This window comes from Spirillospora albida, from assembly GCF_000718255.1.
Classification (GTDB): domain Bacteria; phylum Actinomycetota; class Actinomycetes; order Streptosporangiales; family Streptosporangiaceae; genus Spirillospora; species Spirillospora albida.
Genome location: NZ_JOFJ01000018.1, coordinates 96,515 through 117,625, shown reverse-complemented (window position 1 = coordinate 117,625; position 21,111 = coordinate 96,515). Strand labels below are relative to the sequence as shown.

Below are 21,111 nucleotides of genomic sequence, written 5' to 3'. Positions count from 1 at the left end.
ACGAAGCGGATTTCGACGATGGCCGAGGCGAAAGCCACCGCGCGGGCGGAGACCGCCTCGAGCGGCCGCACGCCGATCCTGCTGGTCGTCATGCTCACCGCCGTCAGCCTGCCGCTGCTCCTCGGGCCGGTGCACGACACCGCGACCCCCGTCCTCGCGTGGGCGCCGGCCGTCCTGGCCTCGATGATCGGCACGTACGCCTGCCTGCGGAGCCGCCGGGAGATGACCGGCGCGACGCGGCTGTTCTGGTGGCGGATCGGCCTGGCGGTGGGGGTCGCCACCGCGGGCATCGTCCTGGACGCGGCCGACTCGCTCCCCGGGCGGGGCGTCCCCGGACCGCACATCGGCGCCCTCGCCATGAGCGTCTACCTGGGCTGCCTTCTGATGGTCACGTGGGCGCTGCTGATGATCCCGATCGGCCCGCGGACGCGGAAGGAGTGGCTGGCGCTCGGGCTGGACGCGGGCATCACCTTCCTCGGCGCCAGCCTGTTCGTCTGGTACGACCTCAACCGGCAGGGCGCGGCGATCATCGAGGCCAAGGGCGGCATGCTCGTGGTGATCGGGCTGAGCTCCATCACCGCCGTTGCCGTCGCCAAGGTCGCCCTCACCGGCATCGGGCCGCTGGACCACCGCGCCCTGGGCCTGCTCGCGGGCGCGGCCTTCTTCGCCCCCGCCACCGGCGGCCTCCTCGTCCCCTTCATGGAGACCCGGCCGTATCTCGCCAACCCCCAGCTCTCGATGCCCGTGGTGGTGCTCTTCATCCTGCTGGGCGCCGACCGCCAGCGCCGGTCGGCCTCCGCACCGGTACGCGAGCGGCCCCGCCGCCGGTCCTACAGCCTCATCGGGAGCCTGCTGGACCGCCTGGACGCGAGCATGGGCGAGCTGGCCCGCTACGAGCGCCGCTTCCGCGCGCTGCAGCGCTACTCCTCCGACGTCACGACGATCGTCGGCGAGGGCGGCAAGATCCTCTACATCAGTCCCGGCATCGAACGTGTCCTTGGCGAGAAGCCCGAGGACTGGATCGGCCGCCACTTCATGGAGGCCGTCCACCCCGACGACATCCCGATCATGGCGGACCATTCCGCACGGCTGCTGGCCGACCCCGGCGGCACGTACACCTGCCAGGTCCGCATGCGGCACGGCGACGGATCATGGCGGCTGACCGAGCTGTACGCCACCAACTCCTACGCCGATCCCGCCGTGAACGGCATCGTCAGCAACATCCGCGACATCACCGAGATTCATCGTGTGCAGGAGGAACTGGCGCACCAGGCGGGCCATGACGCGCTGACCGAGCTGGCGAACCGGGCGCTGCTGGTCGAGCACACCCAGCACGCCCTGGCCGGCCCCGGCGGCCACCGGGTCGCCCTGGCCCTGATCGACCTGGACGACTTCAAAACCATCAACGACCGCCTCGGCCACGCCGTCGGCGACGCCCTCCTCATCGCCATCGCAGGCCGCCTGCGCAACTGCGTACGCCCCGGCGACATGGTCGCCCGCCTGGGCGGCGACGAATTCGCCATCCTCCTCCACGACCTCTCCACCGACCAGATCCACACCATCCTCGACCGCATCTCCACCGCCCTCACCGGCATCGTCAACGCCCACGGCCACGACCTCCTCGTCCACGCCAGCATCGGCCTGGCCCAAGCATCGGGCAGCGCCGACGCCACCGAGCTCCTGCGCCGCGCCGACGTCGCCATGTACACCGTGAAAGAGAACGGCAAGGGCGGCCACCGGCCGTATAACCCCGACATGGACGCCCGCGCCGACGAACGCGCCCGCCTCGGCGCCGACCTCCAACACGGCTTCACCCGCGGTGAACTGTTCCTGGTCTACCAACCCGTCGTCACACTCCCCGACGGCGACCTGTACGGCGTGGAAACCCTCATCCGCTGGACCCACCCCGAACGAGGACTCATCTCACCCGCCGAATTCATCCCCCTCGCCGAACGCAACGGCACCATCGTCCAAATCGGCGCCTGGGTCCTGCGGGAAGCGTGCCACCAGATGGTCCACTGGCAACACACCCACGGCACCGCCGCACCCGGCCACCTCGCCGTCAACGTCTCCGCCCGCCAACTCCGCGAACCCTCATTCGCCCAAACCGTCGCCGACACCCTCACCCAAACCGGCCTCCACCCCCACCACCTACTCATCGAAATCACCGAAACCGCCGTCTTCGACGACGGCCTCGCCCTCCAAGCCGCCATCGCCACCTCCATCGCCCAAATCGCCCACGCCCTCAACCTCACCACCGTCGCCGAAGGCGTCGAAACCGCCCCCCAAGCCCACCGCCTCTACCAAATGGGCTACCGCCTCGCCCAGGGTTACCACTTCGCCAAACCCCTCCCACCCCAAGACATCGACACCCTCATCACCCTCCAACACCAACCCCGCACCGCCTAACGCCCTCACGGACGGCCGGCGCGATCTCGGCGGCCCAGCGGCCCAGGGAGACGTCGTCGTGCGCGGCGTGGCCGGGCGGGAACAGGATGAACCCCGACGCGCCGTGCTCCACGACCGCCGAGGTCAGCTCCTCCGCCCACTGCGCCACGGAGCCGCCGATCCAGCGGCCGTCACGATCGCGGGTCGCGGGCAGGGGGCGGTCGGTGATGCGTCCGGGCAGGTTGTAGACGGTGCGGACGTCGCGCGGGTCGCGTCCCGCCGACTCCGCCGCCGCGTCGATGAGGGGACGGGACGTCCGGTACCGCTCGCTCAGCCAGTCCGCCGCGTGCCCGGGGATCCAGCCGTCGGCGACCCGGCCGGTGGCGCGCAGGGAGCGCGGGCCGACCGAGCCGGTCCAGACGGGCGGAGCGGGGACCGGCGCGGGCTCGATCGCCTCGACGCGGTAGTACCGCCCCTCGAACGTGACCGGCTCTCCCCCGCCCGACAGCAGCCTCACCAGCGTGATGGCCTCCTCGAACGCCTCGACGGCGGCGCCCGGCGCCAGCGGCGGCACCCCCATGTCGGCGATCCGGTCCCACAGGCCGCCCGCCCCCATGCCGAGGACGACGCGTCCGCCGGACAGGGCCGACAGTGAGGTGACGGTGCGGGCCAGCATCGCGGCGGGCCGCGTCGGCAGGTTCGTGACGTTGGCGAGGCCGGCGAGGCGCTCGGTGCCGCCGAGGACGAACCCGAGGGCGGCGTAGGCGTCGACGCGTCCGCCGATGTAGGGGTGGTCCGACAGCGAGAAGAGGTCGAGCCCCTCCCGGTCGGCCTGTCGGGCCATGCGCAGCAGTTCGGGTATCTCGCCGAGCCCGGTGTGCGCCCCGAATCCGAAGACGACGTCGGCAAGGCTCATGTTCCACCCTCCAGAAAGTTAGTTCGTTCCACGAACCATATTAGTTCGTAGTACGAACTTCAACCTTCCGGAAAGACCACGGGGACCTCGTTGTCCAGGACGACGCGTCCCAGCAGACGGGCGAGCGCGGCCCGCTCGTCGGCCCCCAGCCCGGACGGCAGCTCCCCGATCCGCCGGCACGTCTCGGCGTAGAACCCCTCCGCCAGACGGGCCCCCTCGCCGGTCAGCGAGACCCGCACGGCCCGGGTGTCCCGCGGGTCCGGCTCACGCCCGATCAGGCCGTTGCGCTCGGTCCGGTCCACCAGCCCGGTGAGGCTCGACTTGGCCAGCCCCAGCGTCGCGCCCAGCTCGCCCATCCCGTACGGACGCCCCATCAGGACGCACAGCAACTGCCCCTGCTGCGAGGTCAGCCCGTGCTCCCGCGCCGATTCCGCGTACACGGCGTTCACCAGAAAAGCCGACCGCACCAGAGCGGCCACAACCCCCAAGGGGCCGTCCTCATGCTCATCCACACGGCCAGACTAGCGTCCATAGTTCGGGCCGCGAACTATCGCTGCGAGGGCGCGTATCAGCCCGTCGTCCAACGACGGAGTTTCTGCGGGTTGCGCACGACCCAGATGCGTTCGATCCGGTCGCCCGCGACCTCGAACGCGAACACCGTCACGGTGACGCCGTCCTGCTGGGCCACCAGACCGGGCCGGCCGTTGACCTTGCACTCCACGACCGTCATGTCGGCGGACCTCCGGTCGGCGAGCTCGACCCAGGCGCGCGCGATCTGCTCGCCGCCTTCGATGGGGGCCGGGAAGGTGGCGGCGAGGCCGCCGCCGTCGGCGACCGCCGTGGCGCCGGGGTCGAGCAGGCCGATCAGGGCGTCGATGTCCTTGGCCTCCCAGGCCCGCTTGAAGTCCCTGACGATGGCGGCCTGCCGGGTCGTCGGACGCGCGCGACCCCGCGAATCGCGAACGCGGCGGCGGGCCGAGGAGGCGAGCTGGCGGCATGCCTCCGGAGTCCGGCCCACGATCTCGGCCACTTCGGCGAAGGGGTGGCAGAAGACATCGTGCAGGATGAACGCGACGCGCTCGGCCGGGGTCATCGATTCGAGCACGACCAGGAACGCCATGCTGACCGACTCGTCCAGGGTGATCCGGTCTGCGGGGTCGGCGGCCGCGCCGCCCGGCCGCCCGCCGTTCCATTCCGTGGACTCGGGCAGCGGCTCGGGGATCCACTCGCCCACATACCGCTCCCGCCTCGCGCGTGCCGAGCCGAGCACGTCCAGGCAGATGCGGCCGGCGACCCTCGTCAGCCAGGCGCCGGGGGACTCGATGGCGTCCTGCTGCCGCTCGGACATGGCGTACCAGCGGGCGCAGGTCTCCTGGACGACATCCTCGGCCTCAGCCGTGGAGCCCAGCAGCCGGTAGGCGAGATCGAGCAACCGACGCCGCTCGCTCATGATCGCGCTCAGGCCGGGATCGGGCTGCCCGGGCTCGGATCGGGTGGTCATGGTGTCGGCGGCTCCCTTGGTCGCATCTGCCCTCACCTGTTAGACGAGACAGCACGCCGAACTGTGAGGTCGGCACGCCACCTCACATCCGGAAGGGCTGTGTCGTCGTACTGCCGAGATGGACGCATCATCAGCGAACAGGAACTCGGAGGCATCATGACCACCGCAATGCCGGCATCACCCTTCACCGGCCCGGCATCCCCGCAGCGACTGGAGCGGGCGGCCGCCGCGTTGACGGAACACGGCTTCACCGTGGAGATCCTCGACGACGCCGCCGCCGCGCGTACCCGCGTCGAACAGCTCATACCCGAGGGGGCCAGCGTGTTCACCGGGGCCAGCGAGACCCTCCGCCTGTCCGGCATCGAGGAGGACATCAACTCCAGCGGGCGCTACGACGCCGTCAAGCCACGCGGCCTGGCCATGGACCGCACCACCCGGATGCGCGAGATCTGGCGGCTGATGTCCACCCCCGATGTCATCGTGGGCAGTGTCGCCGCCGTCACCGAGACCGGCTCCCTCGTGGCGGCCTCGGCCAGCGGAAGCCAGCTGCCCGGCTACGCCGGCGCCGCCGCCCACGCGATCTGGATCGTCGGGGCGCAGAAGGTGGTCTCCGACCTGCCGACCGCGCTGCGCAGGGTCGAGGACCACTGCCTCCCGCTGGAGAACGACCGCGCCATGAACGCCTACGGCAGGCCCAGTGCCCCCAACCGCCTTCTGATCCTCAACGCGGAGCCCTCCCCCGGGCGCGGCACCGTCCTGCTGCTCCGCGAGACCATCGGATTCTGATGGGGAGTCGGCACACGTCCGGGGCCTCCGGGTACCGGCCCCGTCGCCGCTCACGGCCGCGCGCCCGACGCGCCCCCGTTCGTCGTCCACGCGGACAGCCCGTGCGCCCGGAGCGGCGATCGCCTCAGTGGCCGGGGGTGGTGTGGACCCCGGTGGTGCGGCTGCGGCGTTCCAGGAGGATGACATCGCGCCACCTGCCGTGGTGGAGGCCGATGCGTTCGCGGGTTCCGATGGTGCGGAATCCGGCGCGGTGGTGGAGGGCGAGGCTGGCGGTGTTCTCGGGGAAGACGCCGGATTGGATGGTCCAGATCCCGGCGGCCTCGGTGGAGGCGATGAGCGCTTTCAGCAGCGCGGCGCCGACGCCCCTGCCTTGGGCGGCGGGGGCGATGTAGATGGAGTGCTCGATGACTCCTGCGTAGACGGGACGGGCGGAGACGGCGCTCGCCGCGACCCAGCCGAGGATCTCGCCGCCGGGGGCGGCGGCGACGTGGCGGTGGGCGGGGAGCCTGCTCGCGGTGAAGGCGTCCCAGGTGGGGGTGGCGGTCTCGAAGCTGGCGTGGCCGGTGTCGAGGCCGGCCTGGTAGATGGCCAGGACCTGGTCGGCGTCCTGGTCGGTCATGGGCCGGATGAGCGGGGTCATGACTGCTCCGGGTGGTGGCGGCGGACCGGGGCGGCCGGGGTCGGTCGGCGGTCAGCCACAGCAGCTTGCGCCGCGGTCGCCCGCGTTGGCGGTGGCGAGGGGCCGGGCGAGCAGGCCGCCGCTGATGCCGGTGCCGAGGCCGATGGCGTTGTCGGCCGAGCAGACGCCGGTTTCGGGCAGGTCGAGTTCGACGGCGCGTGCGGCGTCCCAGTCCCCGGCCAGGGCGGCGACCACCGAGCGGGCCTGCTCGTAGCCGGTGGCGAGCAGGAAGGTGGGGGCGCGGCCGTAGGACTTGACGCCGATGGCGTAGTAGCCGGTTTCGGGGTGGGCGAGTTCGTCGACGCCGTGTGGGGGGACGGTGCCGCAGGAGTGCTCGTTGGGGTCGATGAGCGGGGCCAGGGCGGGGGTGGTGCCCAGGATCGCGTCCAGTCGCAGGCGCAGTTCGGCGGCGATGGAGTGGTCGGGGCGGTAGCCGGTGGCCGCGACGATCCGGTCGGCGGTCACCGTCTGCTCGGCGCCGTAGGGGTCGCGGGAGATGACCTGGACGCCGCCGAGGTCGGGGGTGGCGGCCAGGGGGCGCAGTTCGTCGGTGAAGAACCCGGTGAGCAGGGTGATCTTCCCGGTGGTGACCAGGTGCTGGACGAGGGTGCCGAGCCTGCCGCGGGCGGGCAGCTGGTCGCCCGAGCCGCCGCCGTAGGTGCGGGCGGCGCTCGCGCCGCGGATCGCCCAGGTGACGCGGGTGCCGGGTTCGGTCTCGGCGAGCTCGGCCAGGGCGATGAGGGTGGTGGCGGCCGAGTGGCCGGCGCCGGCGACCAGGGTGTGCCCGCCGGCGAAGTCGTCGCGGTCGGCGCCGAGCACGTCGGGCAGGGCGTGGCTGATCCAGGGCGCGGCCTGGGCCTCGCCCAGGGCGGGCAGCCCGGTGGCCCCGAGCACGTTGGGTGTCGCCCAGGAGCCGGAGGCGTCGATGACCGCGCGGGCCCGGATCTGCGCGGCGGTGCCGTCGGTGTGGCGGACGCGCAGGACGAAGGGGGCGTTCTCGCGTCCGGCGCTGCGCACGCGGTCGTATCCGGCGCGGCTGATCGCCTCGACCCGCGTCCCGGTGCGCAGCCGCGGCGCGATCGGGCCGAGCGCGGCCAGCGGCTCGAGGTAGTCGCCGACGAGCCGGCCGCCGGTCGGCAGCGCGTCGGGGTCGGGGGCGGCCCATCCGGCGGCGTCCAGCAGGCGGCGGGCGGCGGGGTCGATGCCGTATCGCCACGGGCTGAACAGGGCGACGTGGCTCCACTGGCGGATCGAGGCGCCGACCCGGTCACCGGCCTCCAGGACCAGGAAGTCCAGGCCGCGTTCGGCCAGGTGCGCCGCGGCCGAAAGGCCGACCGGCCCGGCACCGATCACCACGACCGGCAACGCGTCGCGGTCGTCGCGCGGGGTGTCCAGGCAGCCGCAGCCGGCCTCGGTCTTGGCCTGCACGACGGTGGAGCCGGGGTCCACGGCCTGCTCGGCGTCGGTGCAGCAGGCGCTGACCCCGCAGCAGCCGCCCCCGGCGATGGCCTGAGGGGGCGCGGTCGGGTTCTGCGGCTGGGCGGTGTCGCTCACGGCGCACTCCTTCGACGCTTATTTCGAAATTTATCTAAGTAGCTCTCAGCTTGCACCCTGCATAGATAGATGTCAAATTAGAGGCATGTCCATGTCGCTGGGAATCGAGGATGTCACCGCCCCGGCCTGCTGCGCGCCGCTGAGCGGCCCGCCGCTGGACGCCGATGAGGCCGCGGAGCTGGCCAAGGTGTTCAAGTCGCTGGCGGACCCGGTCCGGCTGCGGCTGCTGAACATGATCGCCGCGGCGGAGGGCGGCGAGGCGTGCGTGTGCGACCTGACCGGCGCCTTCGACCTGACCGCCCCGACCATCTCCCACCACCTGAAGGTGCTGCGCCAGGCCGGGCTGATCGAGGGTGAGCGCCGCGGGACCTGGGTGTACTACCGCGCGATCCCCGCCGCGCTCACCCGGCTTTCGGGCCTGTTCACTCTGCCGGCCCCCGCCCCCGCCTGACCGCCGGCCATTCTCCGGCCACGCCGGTCAGGGGGTGGCGGGACCGCAGGACGGCCGTCCGCCCGAGCCGCCGGTGATGCGGGCCAGGAAGTCGCGCAGCTGGAGTCGCTCGGCCGGCGTGAGGGCCAGGAAGGCTTCGGCCTGGGCGCGGCCGCGGGCGCGGAGGTGGTCGCGCCTGCGCTCGCCCTCCGCGGTGAGGACGACCTGCTTGACGCGCCGGTCCGCCGGGTCGGGGCGGCGGGTGGCGAGGCCGCGGCGCTCCAGGCCGTCGATGATGCCGGTGACGTTCGAGGGTTCGCACGACAGCCGGTCGGCGAGCGTCCGCATGGGCGTGGGGCCGGTGAGGTCGGTCAGCACCATGGCCTGGGCGGGAGGAAGGTCCAGCTCCGCCGCGGCGGCGTTGAACTCCGCCCGCAGCCGCCCGCCGGCCTGGAAGATCAGTTCGATCAGCTCGGTCACGACCGGGTCGGCATCGGCGCTCATACGACCAGCATAGAGCCCTGATTTCACCACCTGTATTGTTCAGCTCCTTAAGTATCTGCTAGCGTCCAACACTTAAGGAGCTGAACAATCAACCTACTGAAGGGAATCCCCCATGGCGCAGCACACCGGCACGGCGCAGAGGAACGAAGCGGCGGAGGGGACCGGCCCGCGTGCGGGGCGCACGCGCGGGCGGCTCATCGGCGTGGCCGCGGCCGTGGCGGCCGCCCTCGCCGTGTGGGTGGTGGGCGAGCCGCTGCTCGGTCACGACCTGGTCGTCGAGCAGCCCGACCGGGAACCGCTGGATCTGGGCGCCGCCGCCTTCGCGTTCATCGCGCTCGGCTCCGGCCTCGCCGGCTGGGCGTTCCTGGCGGTCCTCGAGCGCCTCACGCGGCACGCCTGGCGCATCTGGCTGGGCGTCGCCCTGGCCCTCCTGCTCGCCTCGTACCTCCCCCTGACGGGGGTCGAGGCATCCACCGGCTCCATCATCGTGCTCAGCCTCGCCCACCTGGCCGTGGCGGGCGCACTCATCCCCCTCTTCCACCGGACGTCCCGTCGCTCTCGACCGTGACGGGGACGGGGAGGGCGGCCAGGAGGCGGTCGGGGTCGATGACGGCCTCGGGCGCGTGGACGCCCGGTTCGGGGACGGCGTCCAGGAACTGAGCCAGGGCCAGGGCCAAGGGGAGGCCGGTCGCCTCCGCCATGTCGCCGATCGCGGGCAGGTGGGCCAGGACGGTCCAGGGGCGGTTCCGGCTGAGGCCGGTCACGGCGGCGAAGAACGGCGGAAGGGTACCGGGGCCGCGCCGGGTCGCGGCGGCCGGCCAGGAGCGGACGAACCGGGCCAGGGTCGGGCGGGCCAGATCGGCCGCCGCGGACTCGGGGGTGAGGCGGCCCGCGTCCAGATCGCGGCGCAGGACGTCCAGGTAGGCGAGGGTGTCCGGGGTGACGACCATCAGGTTCGCGGCGCGGCCGGTGGGGCGGAGGGCGCGGACCAGGGTGACCGGTTCGGGGTGGCCGACCGTGTAGGCGGTGCCGGTGCGCCCACCGGGCAGCGCGAGGGTGACCGGGCGCAGCGGCGGGCGATGCACGAGGCGGCCGTCCTCGACGACGGCGATCTCGCCGCTGATCTGCTGCATCCAGTGGACGGCGGCGGCGCCGGGCCGTCCGTCCGGGCCGAGGAGGTCCTCGTCCGGTCCGGGCGGGACGTCGACCGGCCACGCCGTGTGCACGTCGTGGACGGCCTCGAGGCCGCGGGCGGCGCGGACCGCGAGCAGGTTGCTGACGCCGGGGCTCGCGCCCATCCCGACGACGGCGCAGACCCCGGCGGCGCGGGCGTCCGCGTCGAGGTCCAGCATGGCGAGCGTGGGTTCCCAGTCGTCGCAGATGTCGAGGTAGTGGGTGCGGGTCGCGATGGCGGCGCGCAGGACGGCGGGACCGAACCGGTAGTAGGGGCCGACGGTGTTGAGGACGACGTCCGCGTCCTCCAGGGCGGCGTGGAGGGACCGTTCGTCCGAGACGTCCACGTGGCGGGGGGTGCCGAGGCGGAGCCGCCGGGCGGCGTCCACGTCGCGGTCGCCGACGGTGATCGCGACGCCGGGGAGGCGGGCGGCGGCGCGGACGGCGGCCGCGCCCATCGCGCCGGCCCCGCCGAGGGCCAGGACCCGCATGTCAGCGCACCCCTTCGAGGTAGCGGCGCTGGTCGTCCAGGAAGCCGGGGGCGAACAGCGCGCGGGGCGCCGCGATCGCGTACAGGTACAGCTTCGGCGAGGATCCTTCGATGTCCGCCCGGACGAGCCCGTGGGTGGCGTCCGGGTAGTGCTCGACCTTGAGCCGCCCGGGTGCGCGCAGCGCGCTCCGGTAGCCGGCCTCGGTGTCGGCGACGTCCACGTTGCGGTCGCGTCCGGCGAGGATCAGCAGGACGGGCGCGCGCATCGCGGCGAGGTCGCGGGACGCGTCGGAGGTGTAGTTCTTCGAGATGAACCGCCAGCGCGCCGGGGTGAGCCCGCGGACGTCGCCCATCGCGGCCCTGTACTGCTCGAAGCCGGCCTTCCGGTCGAGGAGTTCGCGGGTCTTGTCGCTGCGGGCGATCTCGGCCCGGACCTTGCCGGGGCTCGCCTGCTCGTCCTTCAGTTCGGCGAGGAGGTTGTAGCGGCCCTGGCGCAGCCAGTTGATCGCGGGTGACACGGCGATGACGAACCGGACGGGGGTCCGCGCGGCGACCTTCGGCATGACCCATCCGGCCTGGCTGGCGCCCCACAGGCCGATCCGGGACGGGTCGATGCCGGGGCGCTTGCGCGCCCAGGCGATGGCGGCGGCGGTCTCGTCGGCGCGGTCGTCCATGCTCTGGTCGAGCCAGTCGCCGGGGGCGCCCGCGACGCCGGGCTTGTGCCAGGACAGCGAGGCGTACCCGGCCTTGGCGAACGCCTCCCACATCGGCCGGTAGAAGCCCTCGCGGGTGGCGTCGGAGGGGCCGTCGCCGTGCACGAACACGACGAGCCCGTACGGCCCCTCCCCGCGCTTCGGCCAGGCCAGGACGCCCTTGAGGGGCTGCCGCCCGCCGGTGATGACGACCCGCTCCTCCCGCAGGTCGTAGGTGTTCTGGTGGATCACCCAGGCGAATGCCGCGGCGGCGAGCACGGCCAGGCCGAGCAGGACGGCGAGGAGGCGGCGCAGGGGGCGGCTGGAGGGACGGAGGCGCATCGGCCACCTTTCGTTCGCATTCAAAACGGTCGTTTCAGGTTCGACCGTACTATACTCGAACGAAAGGAGGTGCACGCGATGCCCGCACAGGTGGAGGTCGCCACCCGCACGCTGGTGGAGAGCCTCGTCCGGGACGACCTGACCGTGGACGCCGCCGAGCTCTACGCCGTCGCCGGCGCGCTCGGCATGACCGACCAGCAGGTGCGCCTGTGCGTCCGGCGGCTCGTCGCGGACGGCGCGTTCGTCCAGGAGGGGCGGGGGCGCCGGGCGGTGCTGCGCGCCACCGCCGGCACACGGCACGCGATCGAGCCGGACGTGGAGTTCGTCCGGCTCATGTACGCGCAGGACCGCGGCGAGGCCCCCTGGGACGGCGTCTGGCACCTGGTCGCGTTCGCCGTCCCGGAGGCGCAGCGCGCCGTCCGCGACGCGCTGCGCGCCACCGTCGTCCACCTCGGCGGCGCGCCGCTGCAGGGCGGCCTCTACGTGGCGGCCAACGCCTGGGAGGACCTCGTCGCGGACGCGGCGGACCGGCTCGGCGCCGCCGCGCACGTCACGTTCCTGACCAGCACCGACCTCAACGCCGGCGGGGTCACCGACCCCGTCGCGCTCGCCGCCCGGCTCTGGCCGCTGGACGAGCTGGCCGCCGGGCACCGCCGTCTCGCCGACGTCGCGTCCGAGCGGCTGGAACGGCTCCGCGACCCGGACGCCCCCGGCCTCGCGATCGCGGTCGAGCTGGCGGCCGAGTTCACCCGCGCCATGGACCCGGACCCGCTGCTCCCGCCGGAGCTCCTCCCCCGCCCCTGGCCCGGCGCACGGGCCCGCGCCGTGGTCGCGGAATGCTGGACGCTGCTGCTCACCCGCCGCGACACCACCGCGCCGCGCCTGTTCCGCCGCTACGCGGAGGTCCTGGAGGAGCTCACCCGACGTTCAGGGTGAGGTGGGCGGGGACGGGCTGGATCGTCTCCAGGTCCGACTCCAGGATCACCGTGCCGTCCTCGCGGGTCTCGATCTCGCGGAAGCCCGCGAAGCCGTAGGTGACGCGCATGACGCGGTTGCGGTCGGTGGGGCGGAACTCGGCGCGCAGGCGGGCGCCGTCGGCGCGGGCCAGGCGCATGAGGTGGTTCAGCAGGACGGTGCCGACGCCGCGGGACATGACGCGGCACGACATCAGCAGCAGCTTGACGGTCCAGACGGGGCCGCGCTCGACGAGCGCGAGGCCGATCTTGCCGTAGGAGCCGTACCGGTCCTCCAGGTCGGCGACCAGGAGCAGGTGGTCGGGCGACTCGGCGAAGCGGCGGAGCTCGTCGAGGGAGTAGGTGACGCCGGTCGAGTTGAGCTGGTTCGTCCGGACGGTCAGCTCCTCGGCGCGGCGCAGGTCGGCCTCGCCGGCGGGGGCGATCGTGAAGACCATGCCGAGCGTGGCGAGGAACTCCTCGCGGGTGCCGGCGAACGAGCGCTCGTCCTGCTCGCGCCGGTTGTCGGCCAGGTACTTCAGGCGCCGGGAGCGGGACTCCTCCGTGACGTGGGACGGGTTGAGCCGCGGGTCGTCCAGGAGGCGGTCGAGGTCGGCGACGTCGGCGCACAGGACGCCGGGGTGCGCGAAGGCGACCTCGTCGCGCTCGAACTCCTGGTCGTCGACGAACGCGAGGGCGTCCACGCCGATGTTGAGGGAGCGGGCGATCGCGGCGATGGAGTTCGACTTGGGGTTCCAGTTGATCTGCGGGTGCAGGAGGTAGTCGGCGAGTTCCAGTTCGCGGAGCCGCGCCATCGCCGTGTCGTGGTCGTTGCGGCTGGCGACCGACTGCAGGATGCCGCGCTCGTCCAGGCGCCGCACCGCGGCGAGGACCTCCGGACGCGGCTCGACGCGGTGGTCCTCCAGCAGGATTCCCGACCAGACGGTGTCGTCCAGGTCCCAGACGACGCACTTGACCGGCTTCACGAGACCGCCGCCCCGCCGAGCCGGCCGACGAGCGCGGTCATCGCGTCGACGGTGCGGAAGTTGGCGATGTCGAGGTCCTGCGGGGGGATCTCGACGCCGAAGCGGCGCTCCAGGAACATCACGAGCTCCATCGCGGTCGCGGAGTCGACGAGGCCGAACGAGAACAGGTCCTCGTGGTCCTCCCAGTCGACGCCCGGAAATTTCGGACTGATAAAACCCCGGATGGCGTTACGCACATTCTCGGACATCGCACCATTTCCTTTCCACCTCGTGATTCCCGATCCCCGATAGTAATTGAACAGTCACGTCCTGTGTCGGTAACGTGACCGTGCGCGAGCCGAAGGAGGCCGAATGCTGCGGGAGGCGACCGACGCGGACCGGGAGATGGTCCGCGAGTGGCGCAACCACCCCGAGGTGCGGCGGGTGAGCCTCACGACCCACCGCATCGGCGCCGACGAGCACCGCCGCTGGTGGGACGCCGTCGGCCGCGACCCGTCCCGCCGCACGCTCATCTACGAGCGCGCCGGCACACCCGCGGGCGTCGTCAACTTCTTCGACCACGACCGGGACGCCGCCACCGCCGCGTGGGGCATCTACCTCGACATCGAGGGCCTCGGGCACCGCTCGGGCGACCTGATGGGCGCGTGGATGGAGCTGGAGCGCGAGGCCGTCCGGTACGCGTTCGGGCCCATGGGCGTCCGGCGGCTGTGGGCGGAGGTCCTCGCCGACAACGCGGCCGTGCGGTGGCTGCACCGGCGGCACGGCTTCCGCGAGACCGGCGCGCGCGAGCGGCTCGTGGACGGCGAGCCGCGCCAGGTGATCAGGGTGGAACTGTGCCGGCAGGACGGATGACCGAGTGCGAGGAGGACGGATGACCGAGGACGCGCCGCGGACGCTCGACGAGGTGCCGGGCTGGTTCCCCATCACCGACCAGGAGCTGTTCTCCTGGTTCCTGGCCGGGCCGGCTGGCGCCGCGTCCCGGGGAGACCTGCTGGAACTGGGCTGCTACCTGGGCAAGAGCGCGATCCTGCTGGGCCGCCACCTGCGCCCGGAGGAGACGCTCACCGTGTGCGACCTGTTCGAGAGCCCCGCCCCGACCGCCGCGAACGACAGCGAGGTCAAGGGCTCCTACGCGTCGCTGACCCGGGCCGGGTTCACCCGCAACTACCTGGCGTTCCACGAGCGCCCCCCGCGGATCGTGCAGGCCCCGACCGGCGAGATCCTCGACCACGTCCGGCCCGGGACGTGCCGGTTCGTGCACGTCGACGCGTCCCACCTGTACGAGCACGTCCGGTCCGACATCGGCGCGGCCCGCGCCGTCCTGGCGCCCGGCGGCGTCGTCGTCCTGGACGACTACCGCGCCGAGCACACCCCGGGCGTCGCCGCCGCCGCGTGGGAGGCGGTGTTCACGCGCGGGCTGCGGCCGGTGTGCGTCACCGGGCAGAAGCTGTACGGCACGTGGGACGACCCGGCCCCGCTCCGCGACGGCCTCCGCGCCTGGGCGCGCGGCCGCGAGGACTGGTGGATGGAGGAGCAGGACGTCGCGGGCGCGCCGCTGCTGCGCCTGATGTTCCGCCCCCGCTCCCGCGTCCCCCGCCAGGCCACCGCCGGAGCCGACCACGGCGCCGGAGCCGGCGCCGCCGCCCTCCCCCGCCGCACCGCAGGCTAGAAGCGGCCTCAGCCCAGTTCGAGGGCCTTCTGGTGGATGCCAGCGTTCAGGTCGCGGACCTCCGGGTGCAGGCGCAGCCACGTGACGAGGGAGCGCAGCGGGACGGGGCGGTCGCCGAACTCGGCGACCACCGCGGAGACCAGGTCCCAGTCCTGCGGGGTGTCGAGGGTGACGCGCAGGTCGGACGCGTCCGGCGGCAGGGTCAGGCCCATCACGCGGTAGATCTCCGGGTGCGCGTATACGTAGGACGTGACGTGGGAGCGGTGGTGCGCCGTCGCCGTCGCGTCGATGGCGCGCAGCACCGACGCGTCGACGATCTCGACGTCCATGCCGAGCGGGAGGCTGCGGCCGACGTGGGTGCTCAGGTAGTGCAGGCCGGGCACCGCCCCGTACACGGCGGCGGCGGTCCGGATCAGCGCGGGGTCGAGCAGCGGGCAGTCGGCGTTCAGGCGCAGCACCGCCTCCGCCGGGTGCTCGTCCAGGACGCCGAGGAAGCGGGACAGGACGTCGTCGGTGGGGCCGCGGTGCCAGCCGACGCCGAGTCGGCGGCACTCCTCGACGACGGCGTCGTCCTCGGGGGCCCGCGTGGTCGCCACGACGATGTCCTCGACGCCGGCGTCGGCGGCGGCGCGGACCACCCAGCCGAGGACGCTGCGTCCCGCCAGCGGGCGCAGCACCTTGCCCGGCAGGCGGGACGACCCCATGCGGGCCTGCACGATTCCCAGAATTCCCACGGGCATGGCCATTTCCCCCGGCGGTCGCATTGGCGAAAACGTCACGGTATCGACGGCCGGCCGCCGAATCCGCCTTGCTTTCCGAGGAATTACCTTTTCCGGGAGGCCATTTAACGGCGGCCGGTCACCAGGCCGTCCAGCCGCCGTCCACGGGGACGTCGGCGCCGGTGACGAAGCTCGACCGGGGCGAGGCGAGGAACAGGACGGCCGTGGCGATCTCGTCGGGGACGCCCACCCGGCCGAGGGGCGTGTGCTCGCGGAGCCGGTCGGCGAGAGGGGTGCTCGTGTCGGCGGGGAACGGCCCGGGGGTGATGCTGTTGGCGCGGACGCCGTGCGGCGCCAGCTCGACCGCGGCGTACCGGGTGAGCTGCAGCAGCCCCGCCTTGGCCGCCCCGTAGTAGGGCGGATTCACCGAGGCGTCGTCGTCGTAGAGGTGGGGGCGGGGGCTGACCCGCCCGTACATCGACGAGACGTTGATGATGCCGGGCGACCCGGTGCCGGCGGCGGTGACCAGCGCCCGCCGGAACGTGTTGATCATGCGGGTGGTGGCGACGAGGGCGAGCTCGCAGGCATGGTGGAAGTCGGCCGGCCGGGCACTGCCGAGCGTCCCGCCGCGCGGCTGGTGGGCGTTGTTGACCAGGACGTCAAGGCTCTCGTGGTCGGCGTGGAACTCGTCGGCGAGCGCGGCGACCTGCTCGTCGTCGGTGATGTCGCAGGCGGCGGTGCGGCAGTCGAGGCCCTCGGCGGCGAGCCGGTCGCGCAGGCCGCCGAGCCGTCCGGGGTCGCGGCCGACGGCCCACACGCGCGCGCCGGCGCGCGCGAGGGCCTCGGTCATCGCGGCGCCGAGGTGGCCGGCGGCGCCGGTCACGAGGGCGGTGCGGCCGTGCAGGCCGAACAGGTCGTCGAGGGAGTTCAGCGGGTCCTCCAGCGGCTGGGGTCGACGAGGTCGGCGGGCCCGGCGGGGAGCCGGGCGAGGACCTCGCCGCGTTCGGCGTCGGTGAGCGGTGGGCGGGCGGTCGCGGCGGCGGTGTCGCGGACCTGCGCGGCGGTCTCCGCGCCCGCCACGATCGAGGTCACCCACGGGTGGGACAGCGCGAACGCCGTGCACAGGTCGGCGCGTCCGGTGCGGCCCAGGTCGCGGACGAGGGCGTCTATCGCCGCGACCAGCGCGTCGCGGTCGGGGTCGGGCACGCCGGGCCATTTCACGTCCCGTCCGGCGAGCAGGAGCCCCTGGAGGTACACGCTCCGGACGGTCACGACCAGGTCGGGGCGGGCGGCGAGCGCGCCGGTCACGGCCGGGTCGAGCCAGCGGCGGTCCAGCAGGTTGAACGGCAGCTGGACGTAGCCGATACCGGGCAGCCGCAGCGCCGCCAGCAGCTCCGCGGGGTTCTGGACGGAGACGCCGATGCGCTCGGCGATCCCGGCGTCCCGGTGGTCGCGCAGGACGTCCCAGGCCCCCTCGCGGGCGTCGGCCATGCGGTGCAGCAGCAGCGCGGCGAGCCGCTCCCCGTGTGCCCCCAGCTCGGCGCGGCTGCGCTCGACGCTCTCCCGGACGGCCCGCGCCGCGTCCGTCTCGCCGGGCTCCAGCGGGGCGACCTTGGTGACGACGCGCATTCCGCGCGGCGCCGCCCGGCCGATGCACCGCTCGGACGTCCCGTAGGCGCGGGCGGTGTCGAGATGCGTGACGCCGAGCCGGGCGGCCTCCGCCAGGATCGCCTCGGCCGCCGCGGGACCCGGCTGCCCGACCCGGTTGGCGACCCCGTACGGCACCCCCAACTGGACGGTCCCGAGCACCAGCACCCCCTGCCCACCCACCCCATCCCGCACCGGCTTCGGAGCCCGCTCCGCGGCGAGCCGCGCGTTGGCCCGTGTCACTCCAGGTGCTCCAGGATCGCGTCGACCGCACGCTGGGACGCCTTGCCGTCGTCTCCCGGCGACACCATCGCCCGAAACCGGGCATAGCGGCCGTCCAGCGCCGGGTTCGGTCCGCGAAGAGCCTCGGCGAGCTCACGAGTGGTGCGCAGCAGCGGGCCGGGGCCCTCACTCTTTAGGTCCACGACGAGCCCGCGGAGGCGCTCGTGGAACATCTCATGATCCGGCCCGAGGAGGAACACCGGCCGCCCCGTGATGACGAAGTCGGCCATCGCGGACGAGTAGTCGGTGACAAGAACGTCCGCGGCCTGGTAGAGGTCCTCGATGTACGGATAGTCGGTGACGTCCCAGGTGAAGCCGTCGACCTTGCGAATGTACCGCCGGGCCGTGAACTGGGGCGCGCGAATCAGCAGGACGTGGTCGTCACCGAGCTCCCGTCTCGCGACCTCCACATCGAGTTCCGGCTGGAACGCGCGATGGAACGTCGCGTCAGGGTCCTCGTTGCGTCCGGTGGGCGCGTACAAGACGACCTTCTTGCCGTCCGGGATCCCGAGGGCATGGCGGGTGCGGGCGGCGATGTCGTCCGCCGCCCGGGACACGAGGACGTCGTTGCGGGCGCTACCGCATTCGGCGACGGGCCCCTCGTACCGGAACCCGGACCGCATGACGTCCGTCATGTACGGACTCCCGCTGAGCAGGAGGTCCCAGCGGGCGACGTCGGCCGCGATCGCCCTGAACGGCCGGACGCGATGGAACGGCATGTCCTCCAGGTCGAATCCCACGCGTTTCATCGGCGTTCCGTGCCAGGTCTGCACGTAGCACTGGCCGGGTCGCTTCTCGAACCACTCGAACAAATGATGGTCGCTGATGACGAGCCGCGCCCGGGACAGGGCCTCATATCCGGCCTGGCTGCTCAGCACGACGCTCTCCGCCGCGACCGCCGCGGTGTGCCGGCCGTCGGCGGTGAGCCAGACGGGCGTCAGGTCGGGGCGGCGGCGCCGCAGTTCCCGCAGCAGCGCCTCCGGGTGGCCGCCGTGGCCGAGGCCCTGGCGGGCGACGAACACGGCGAGCGGCTCGGTGGGGGTGCGCGGCGTGAAGCAGGCGCGGCGCATGCTCCGCTGGGCGTACGCGCCCCTCTCCGCCTCGTCGTGCGCGGCCACTATCCGGATGCGCAGGCCGCTCATCCGGCCGGTCACCGCCCTCACCTCCACCTCCCGGAGCCCGGAACGGCGCGATTCCGGGAGCCCGCCGGTGAGGGCGGTGCCGAACGCCACATCCGCGCGCGCGTCGGTGTCGTCGGCGAACAGGAGCTCCCAGTCGCCGTTCGGCATCGGCAGGTTCCCTGCGGACGGGTCGACGGACGCGGTGAAGCGGCGGCCGTCCCACTCGGTGTCCACCGGACGTTCGAGGCACCCGCCGCGCCGCAGCACGAACCGGCCCGGACGGTCTTGGCGGCCGGTGAGCCTCAGCACCCCTTCCTCCGTCCACGTGACCGCCTCCAGGACGGGCAGCCCGTCCTGCATGTACAGGTCGAGGCCGCCGCCGCGCCCGACCCGGAACGCCGTCTTCACGGCACCGCCCTCCGGGTCCCCTTCCGGAACGTCCAGCCCGATGAGCCGGTGCGTCTTCCCCGCGACGACGGTGGAGAACCGCCAGCGCGCCTCGCGGGCGCCGTCCAGCGACGGCAGGGGAAGCCGGACGGTGAACGCGCCGTCCGTCACGTCCGCGGCCGCCTCGACCGTGCCGTGGGGACCGTCGGGCACCGCCCGGATGACCAGCTTCCCGGCGAAGTCGGCGGCCAGGGAACCGCCGAGCTCGATGCGGCCGTCCCGGACGGTGGCACGGGTGCAGACGACGTCCAGCGGACGGCTCACCAGCTGCATGGACCCGTCGCCGCCGCGTGCCGCCCGCAGGAAGCGGAACCCGTCGCCGTCACGGGTGACGAGCGCGGGGATGCGGCGCGGGTCGAGGCGCGCCCGGCGACGCACGCCGTGCGCGGCGACCTCGACCTCCAGCACCCAGCGTCGGCGCCGGCCGCCCTCGAGCAGGGACGCCGCGTCGAGGGTGAACGCGAACGCGGCCCAGTCGTGGTTGGCGTGCGGCTCGCTGGCGACGGCGGTGGCCGACGGCCGGTGCAGCCGCTCGATCGGGACGGTCCGGGCCACGCCGCCCCCGGGACGCCGCAGCGTCAACCGGATCTGGGAGTCGTCGCGGCGGGGAGTGTCCAGCAGCCGGATGTAGGCGAGCGCCTCGGCGCGCAGGACATCGCCGTCCCATTCAGCCGCCGTCAGCGCGGTCCGCGCGCTGAGCGCGCCCGTGATGTCGAAGAACCGGCGCGGGAGCCGTTCGGGGCTCTCCTCCCACAAGGGGTGGCGTGCGTACCAGCGGTGGTTCCACAGGCCGCGCCGCACCGGCTCGATCGTCCAGTCGCCCGACAGCTGGGCGCGGCGCATCTCGACGATCTCGTCCACGGCGCCGCGAGCCGCGAGCCCGATCTGCACGCGGTGCGCGACGGGCAGCCGGGCGATGAGCCGCTCATCGATCGGGGACATCACGTCCCCGATCAGTTTCAGCAGTTCCTTCTGGTCGTCCTCGTCGGCCTGGGCGAGCGCGCAGACCGCCGCCCACACCTCCCGCTCCAGAGCTTGAAGGTCGAACGCCTCGAGGAGTTCCGGCCGGTGCTCGACGACGAACGCGCGGGTCCGGATGAGGGCGTGAAGCAGGTCGGTGGCCTGCGCGGTCTCCCGGCTCCGCTCGGTGATCGACAGCGGCCCGCGTTCCCGCCGCCGCCAGTGGTACACGACGTCCGGGACGACGTCGATGGCCCCGGCGAGCAGCAGCGCCGGGATGATGACGGGCGCGTCCTCGTAGTACCCCGCGGGGAACCGGAGCCCGTGCGCGTCCCAGAACTCGCGCCGGTACACCTTGTTGACGGGGCTGCGCTCGCGGAGCAGGACCGGGAGGTCCGCGACGGTGATGCCGGTGCGTTCGGCGGCGAACACCGCGTCCACCCACGCGACCTTCACGACGCCCGCCGACGACAGCCGCGCCATGTGCCCGCACACCAGATCGGACCCCGACTCCTCCAGAGCCCCGACAAGGCGCCCGTAAGCACCGGGCGGGATGACGTCGTCACTGTCCACGAACGTCAGGTAGCGGCCCCGCGCATGGTCGACACCGGTGTTGCGGGCCGGGCCGAGACCCTGGTTGTCCTGCCGAACGATCCGGAACCGGGGGTCGCGGGCGGCGTACCGTTCGGCGATGGCCGCGCTCCCGTCCCGGGACCCGTCGTCCACGCAGATGACCTCGATGTCCGCGAACGTCTGCGCGGCCAGAGATGCGAGGCATTCGTCGAAATAGCACTCGACGTCGTAGAACGGAACGATGACGCTCAGGGCGGGACGCGCCGATATTGACATGGGCCTCTCCAGGATCACTGACA

Annotated in this window: 21 protein-coding genes; 7 read left to right on the top strand and 14 right to left on the bottom strand. The window is 73.2% G+C overall.

Translation table 11 applies throughout. The features are described 5' to 3' along the window. The first annotated feature begins 18 nt into the window (after window positions 1-18). Window positions 19-2,409 carry a putative bifunctional diguanylate cyclase/phosphodiesterase gene (locus IE99_RS30620; protein WP_051713027.1) on the top strand — a complete coding sequence of 797 codons (2,391 nt, stop codon included), beginning with the start codon at window positions 19-21 and terminating at the stop codon, window positions 2,407-2,409. On the opposite strand, the gene IE99_RS0122490 is transcribed toward IE99_RS30620, so the two are convergent. From IE99_RS0122490 to sigJ, 3 genes are read right to left on the bottom strand one after another with little or no spacing between them, the layout of a single operon-like run. Next, window positions 2,378-3,304: an LLM class flavin-dependent oxidoreductase gene (locus IE99_RS0122490; RefSeq protein WP_030174303.1), complete on the bottom strand. Its 927-nt coding sequence runs from the start codon at window positions 3,302-3,304 to the stop codon at window positions 2,378-2,380. The two genes, IE99_RS30620 and IE99_RS0122490, sit on opposite strands and share 32 nt — an antisense overlap. Before the next feature lie 59 nt (window positions 3,305-3,363). Continuing rightward, the gene (locus IE99_RS0122485; protein ID WP_245623308.1) at window positions 3,364-3,816 is read right to left on the bottom strand and encodes a MarR family winged helix-turn-helix transcriptional regulator; all 453 of its coding nucleotides are present in this window, start codon (window positions 3,814-3,816) and stop codon (window positions 3,364-3,366) included. Between the two features lie 56 nt (window positions 3,817-3,872). Next, on the bottom strand, window positions 3,873-4,805 hold the full coding sequence (gene sigJ, locus IE99_RS0122480; protein WP_030174300.1) for an RNA polymerase sigma factor SigJ: 933 nt from the start codon (window positions 4,803-4,805) through the stop codon (window positions 3,873-3,875). A gap of 156 nt (window positions 4,806-4,961) precedes the next feature. Between sigJ and IE99_RS0122475 the strand changes: the two genes are divergently transcribed. Further along, the gene (locus IE99_RS0122475) at window positions 4,962-5,591 is read left to right on the top strand and encodes an LUD domain-containing protein (protein ID WP_030174298.1); all 630 of its coding nucleotides are present in this window, start codon (window positions 4,962-4,964) and stop codon (window positions 5,589-5,591) included. Window positions 5,592-5,715: 124 nt separating this feature from the next. On the opposite strand, the gene IE99_RS0122470 is transcribed toward IE99_RS0122475, so the two are convergent. Both IE99_RS0122470 and IE99_RS0122465 read right to left on the bottom strand, forming a co-directional pair. Further along, window positions 5,716-6,231 carry a GNAT family N-acetyltransferase gene (locus IE99_RS0122470; protein ID WP_030174296.1) on the bottom strand — a complete coding sequence of 172 codons (516 nt, stop codon included), beginning with the start codon at window positions 6,229-6,231 and terminating at the stop codon, window positions 5,716-5,718. Between the two features lie 51 nt (window positions 6,232-6,282). Next, window positions 6,283-7,824, bottom strand: coding sequence for an FAD-dependent oxidoreductase (locus IE99_RS0122465; protein WP_245623307.1), 1,542 nt, complete (start codon window positions 7,822-7,824; stop codon window positions 6,283-6,285). 85 nt (window positions 7,825-7,909) lie between these two features. On the opposite strand from IE99_RS0122465, the gene IE99_RS0122460 reads away from it, so the two are divergent. Then, window positions 7,910-8,275, top strand: a complete 366-nt coding sequence (locus IE99_RS0122460) for a metalloregulator ArsR/SmtB family transcription factor (RefSeq protein WP_030174284.1) — start codon at window positions 7,910-7,912, stop codon at window positions 8,273-8,275. Between the two features lie 27 nt (window positions 8,276-8,302). Here IE99_RS0122460 and IE99_RS0122455 read toward each other — a convergent pair whose 3' ends face one another. Continuing rightward, window positions 8,303-8,758, bottom strand: coding sequence for a MarR family winged helix-turn-helix transcriptional regulator (locus tag IE99_RS0122455; RefSeq protein WP_037559925.1), 456 nt, complete (start codon window positions 8,756-8,758; stop codon window positions 8,303-8,305). Between the two features lie 112 nt (window positions 8,759-8,870). On the opposite strand from IE99_RS0122455, the gene IE99_RS0122450 reads away from it, so the two are divergent. Next, complete coding sequence (locus tag IE99_RS0122450) at window positions 8,871-9,326, top strand: DUF6069 family protein (protein WP_211258887.1); 456 nt, start codon at window positions 8,871-8,873, stop codon at window positions 9,324-9,326. Here IE99_RS0122450 and IE99_RS0122445 read toward each other — a convergent pair. After that, window positions 9,283-10,422 (bottom strand): saccharopine dehydrogenase family protein, encoded by a 1,140-nt coding sequence (locus IE99_RS0122445; protein ID WP_030174266.1) that lies wholly within the window; start codon window positions 10,420-10,422, stop codon window positions 9,283-9,285. The genes IE99_RS0122450 and IE99_RS0122445 overlap by 44 nt on opposite strands. 1 nt (window position 10,423) lies before the next feature. Further along, the gene (locus IE99_RS0122440) at window positions 10,424-11,455 is read right to left on the bottom strand and encodes an alpha/beta hydrolase family protein (protein WP_030174263.1); all 1,032 of its coding nucleotides are present in this window, start codon (window positions 11,453-11,455) and stop codon (window positions 10,424-10,426) included. A gap of 78 nt (window positions 11,456-11,533) precedes the next feature. Here IE99_RS0122440 and IE99_RS0122435 point away from each other — a divergent pair, with 78 nt between their 5' ends. Next, the gene (locus tag IE99_RS0122435; protein WP_030174260.1) at window positions 11,534-12,391 is read left to right on the top strand and encodes a PaaX family transcriptional regulator C-terminal domain-containing protein; all 858 of its coding nucleotides are present in this window, start codon (window positions 11,534-11,536) and stop codon (window positions 12,389-12,391) included. Here the strand turns inward: IE99_RS0122435 and IE99_RS0122430 are convergent. Then, window positions 12,372-13,394 carry an HAD-IIIC family phosphatase gene (locus IE99_RS0122430; RefSeq protein ID WP_030174257.1) on the bottom strand — a complete coding sequence of 341 codons (1,023 nt, stop codon included), beginning with the start codon at window positions 13,392-13,394 and terminating at the stop codon, window positions 12,372-12,374. The two genes, IE99_RS0122435 and IE99_RS0122430, sit on opposite strands and share 20 nt — an antisense overlap. After that, a complete protein-coding gene (locus IE99_RS0122425) occupies window positions 13,391-13,642 on the bottom strand; it encodes an acyl carrier protein (protein ID WP_030174255.1) in 252 nt (83 codons plus the stop codon). Before IE99_RS0122425 ends, IE99_RS0122430 begins: the two co-directional genes overlap by 4 nt. Before the next feature lie 103 nt (window positions 13,643-13,745). On the opposite strand from IE99_RS0122425, the gene IE99_RS0122420 reads away from it, so the two are divergent. Continuing rightward, a complete protein-coding gene (locus tag IE99_RS0122420; RefSeq protein ID WP_030174252.1) occupies window positions 13,746-14,246 on the top strand; it encodes a GNAT family N-acetyltransferase in 501 nt (166 codons plus the stop codon). 19 nt (window positions 14,247-14,265) lie between these two features. Continuing rightward, window positions 14,266-15,063: a class I SAM-dependent methyltransferase gene (locus IE99_RS0122415; protein WP_051713024.1), complete on the top strand. Its 798-nt coding sequence runs from the start codon at window positions 14,266-14,268 to the stop codon at window positions 15,061-15,063. An 8-nt stretch (window positions 15,064-15,071) separates the two neighbouring features. On the opposite strand, the gene IE99_RS0122410 is transcribed toward IE99_RS0122415, so the two are convergent. From IE99_RS0122410 to IE99_RS0122395, 4 genes are all read right to left on the bottom strand, one after another. Further along, complete coding sequence (locus tag IE99_RS0122410) at window positions 15,072-15,803, bottom strand: cytidylyltransferase domain-containing protein (RefSeq protein ID WP_030174246.1); 732 nt, start codon at window positions 15,801-15,803, stop codon at window positions 15,072-15,074. Window positions 15,804-15,921: 118 nt separating this feature from the next. Beyond that, complete coding sequence (locus IE99_RS0122405) at window positions 15,922-16,665, bottom strand: SDR family NAD(P)-dependent oxidoreductase (protein WP_051713022.1); 744 nt, start codon at window positions 16,663-16,665, stop codon at window positions 15,922-15,924. A 44-nt stretch (window positions 16,666-16,709) separates the two neighbouring features. Beyond that, window positions 16,710-17,672, bottom strand: a complete 963-nt coding sequence (locus tag IE99_RS30615; protein WP_084219799.1) for an aldo/keto reductase — start codon at window positions 17,670-17,672, stop codon at window positions 16,710-16,712. Beyond that, complete coding sequence (locus tag IE99_RS0122395) at window positions 17,669-21,088, bottom strand: bifunctional glycosyltransferase/CDP-glycerol:glycerophosphate glycerophosphotransferase (RefSeq protein WP_030174237.1); 3,420 nt, start codon at window positions 21,086-21,088, stop codon at window positions 17,669-17,671. Before IE99_RS0122395 ends, IE99_RS30615 begins: the two co-directional genes overlap by 4 nt. Between the last annotated feature and the right edge of the window lie 23 nt (window positions 21,089-21,111).

Bases quoted from the DNA above. Each gene is read 5' to 3' on its own strand.
- IE99_RS0122490 (WP_030174303.1), bottom strand. From the start codon at position 3,304: ATGAGCCTTGCCGACGTCGTCTTCGGATTCGGGGCGCACACCGGGCTC.
- sigJ (WP_030174300.1), bottom strand. From the start codon at position 4,805: ATGACCACCCGATCCGAGCCCGGGCAGCCCGATCCCGGCCTGAGCGCG.
- IE99_RS0122470 (WP_030174296.1), bottom strand. From the start codon at position 6,231: ATGACCCCGCTCATCCGGCCCATGACCGACCAGGACGCCGACCAGGTC.
- IE99_RS0122410 (WP_030174246.1), bottom strand. From the start codon at position 15,803: ATGCCCGTGGGAATTCTGGGAATCGTGCAGGCCCGCATGGGGTCGTCC.
- IE99_RS0122440 (WP_030174263.1), bottom strand. From the start codon at position 11,455: ATGCGCCTCCGTCCCTCCAGCCGCCCCCTGCGCCGCCTCCTCGCCGTC.
- IE99_RS30620 (WP_051713027.1), top strand. From the start codon at position 19: ATGGCCGAGGCGAAAGCCACCGCGCGGGCGGAGACCGCCTCGAGCGGC.
- IE99_RS0122415 (WP_051713024.1), top strand. From the start codon at position 14,266: ATGACCGAGGACGCGCCGCGGACGCTCGACGAGGTGCCGGGCTGGTTC.
- IE99_RS0122455 (WP_037559925.1), bottom strand. From the start codon at position 8,758: ATGAGCGCCGATGCCGACCCGGTCGTGACCGAGCTGATCGAACTGATC.
- IE99_RS0122435 (WP_030174260.1), top strand. From the start codon at position 11,534: ATGCCCGCACAGGTGGAGGTCGCCACCCGCACGCTGGTGGAGAGCCTC.
- IE99_RS0122450 (WP_211258887.1), top strand. From the start codon at position 8,871: ATGGCGCAGCACACCGGCACGGCGCAGAGGAACGAAGCGGCGGAGGGG.
- IE99_RS0122420 (WP_030174252.1), top strand. From the start codon at position 13,746: ATGCTGCGGGAGGCGACCGACGCGGACCGGGAGATGGTCCGCGAGTGG.
- IE99_RS0122425 (WP_030174255.1), bottom strand. From the start codon at position 13,642: ATGTCCGAGAATGTGCGTAACGCCATCCGGGGTTTTATCAGTCCGAAA.
- IE99_RS0122445 (WP_030174266.1), bottom strand. From the start codon at position 10,422: ATGCGGGTCCTGGCCCTCGGCGGGGCCGGCGCGATGGGCGCGGCCGCC.
- IE99_RS0122395 (WP_030174237.1), bottom strand. From the start codon at position 21,088: ATGTCAATATCGGCGCGTCCCGCCCTGAGCGTCATCGTTCCGTTCTAC.
- IE99_RS0122475 (WP_030174298.1), top strand. From the start codon at position 4,962: ATGACCACCGCAATGCCGGCATCACCCTTCACCGGCCCGGCATCCCCG.
- IE99_RS0122460 (WP_030174284.1), top strand. From the start codon at position 7,910: ATGTCCATGTCGCTGGGAATCGAGGATGTCACCGCCCCGGCCTGCTGC.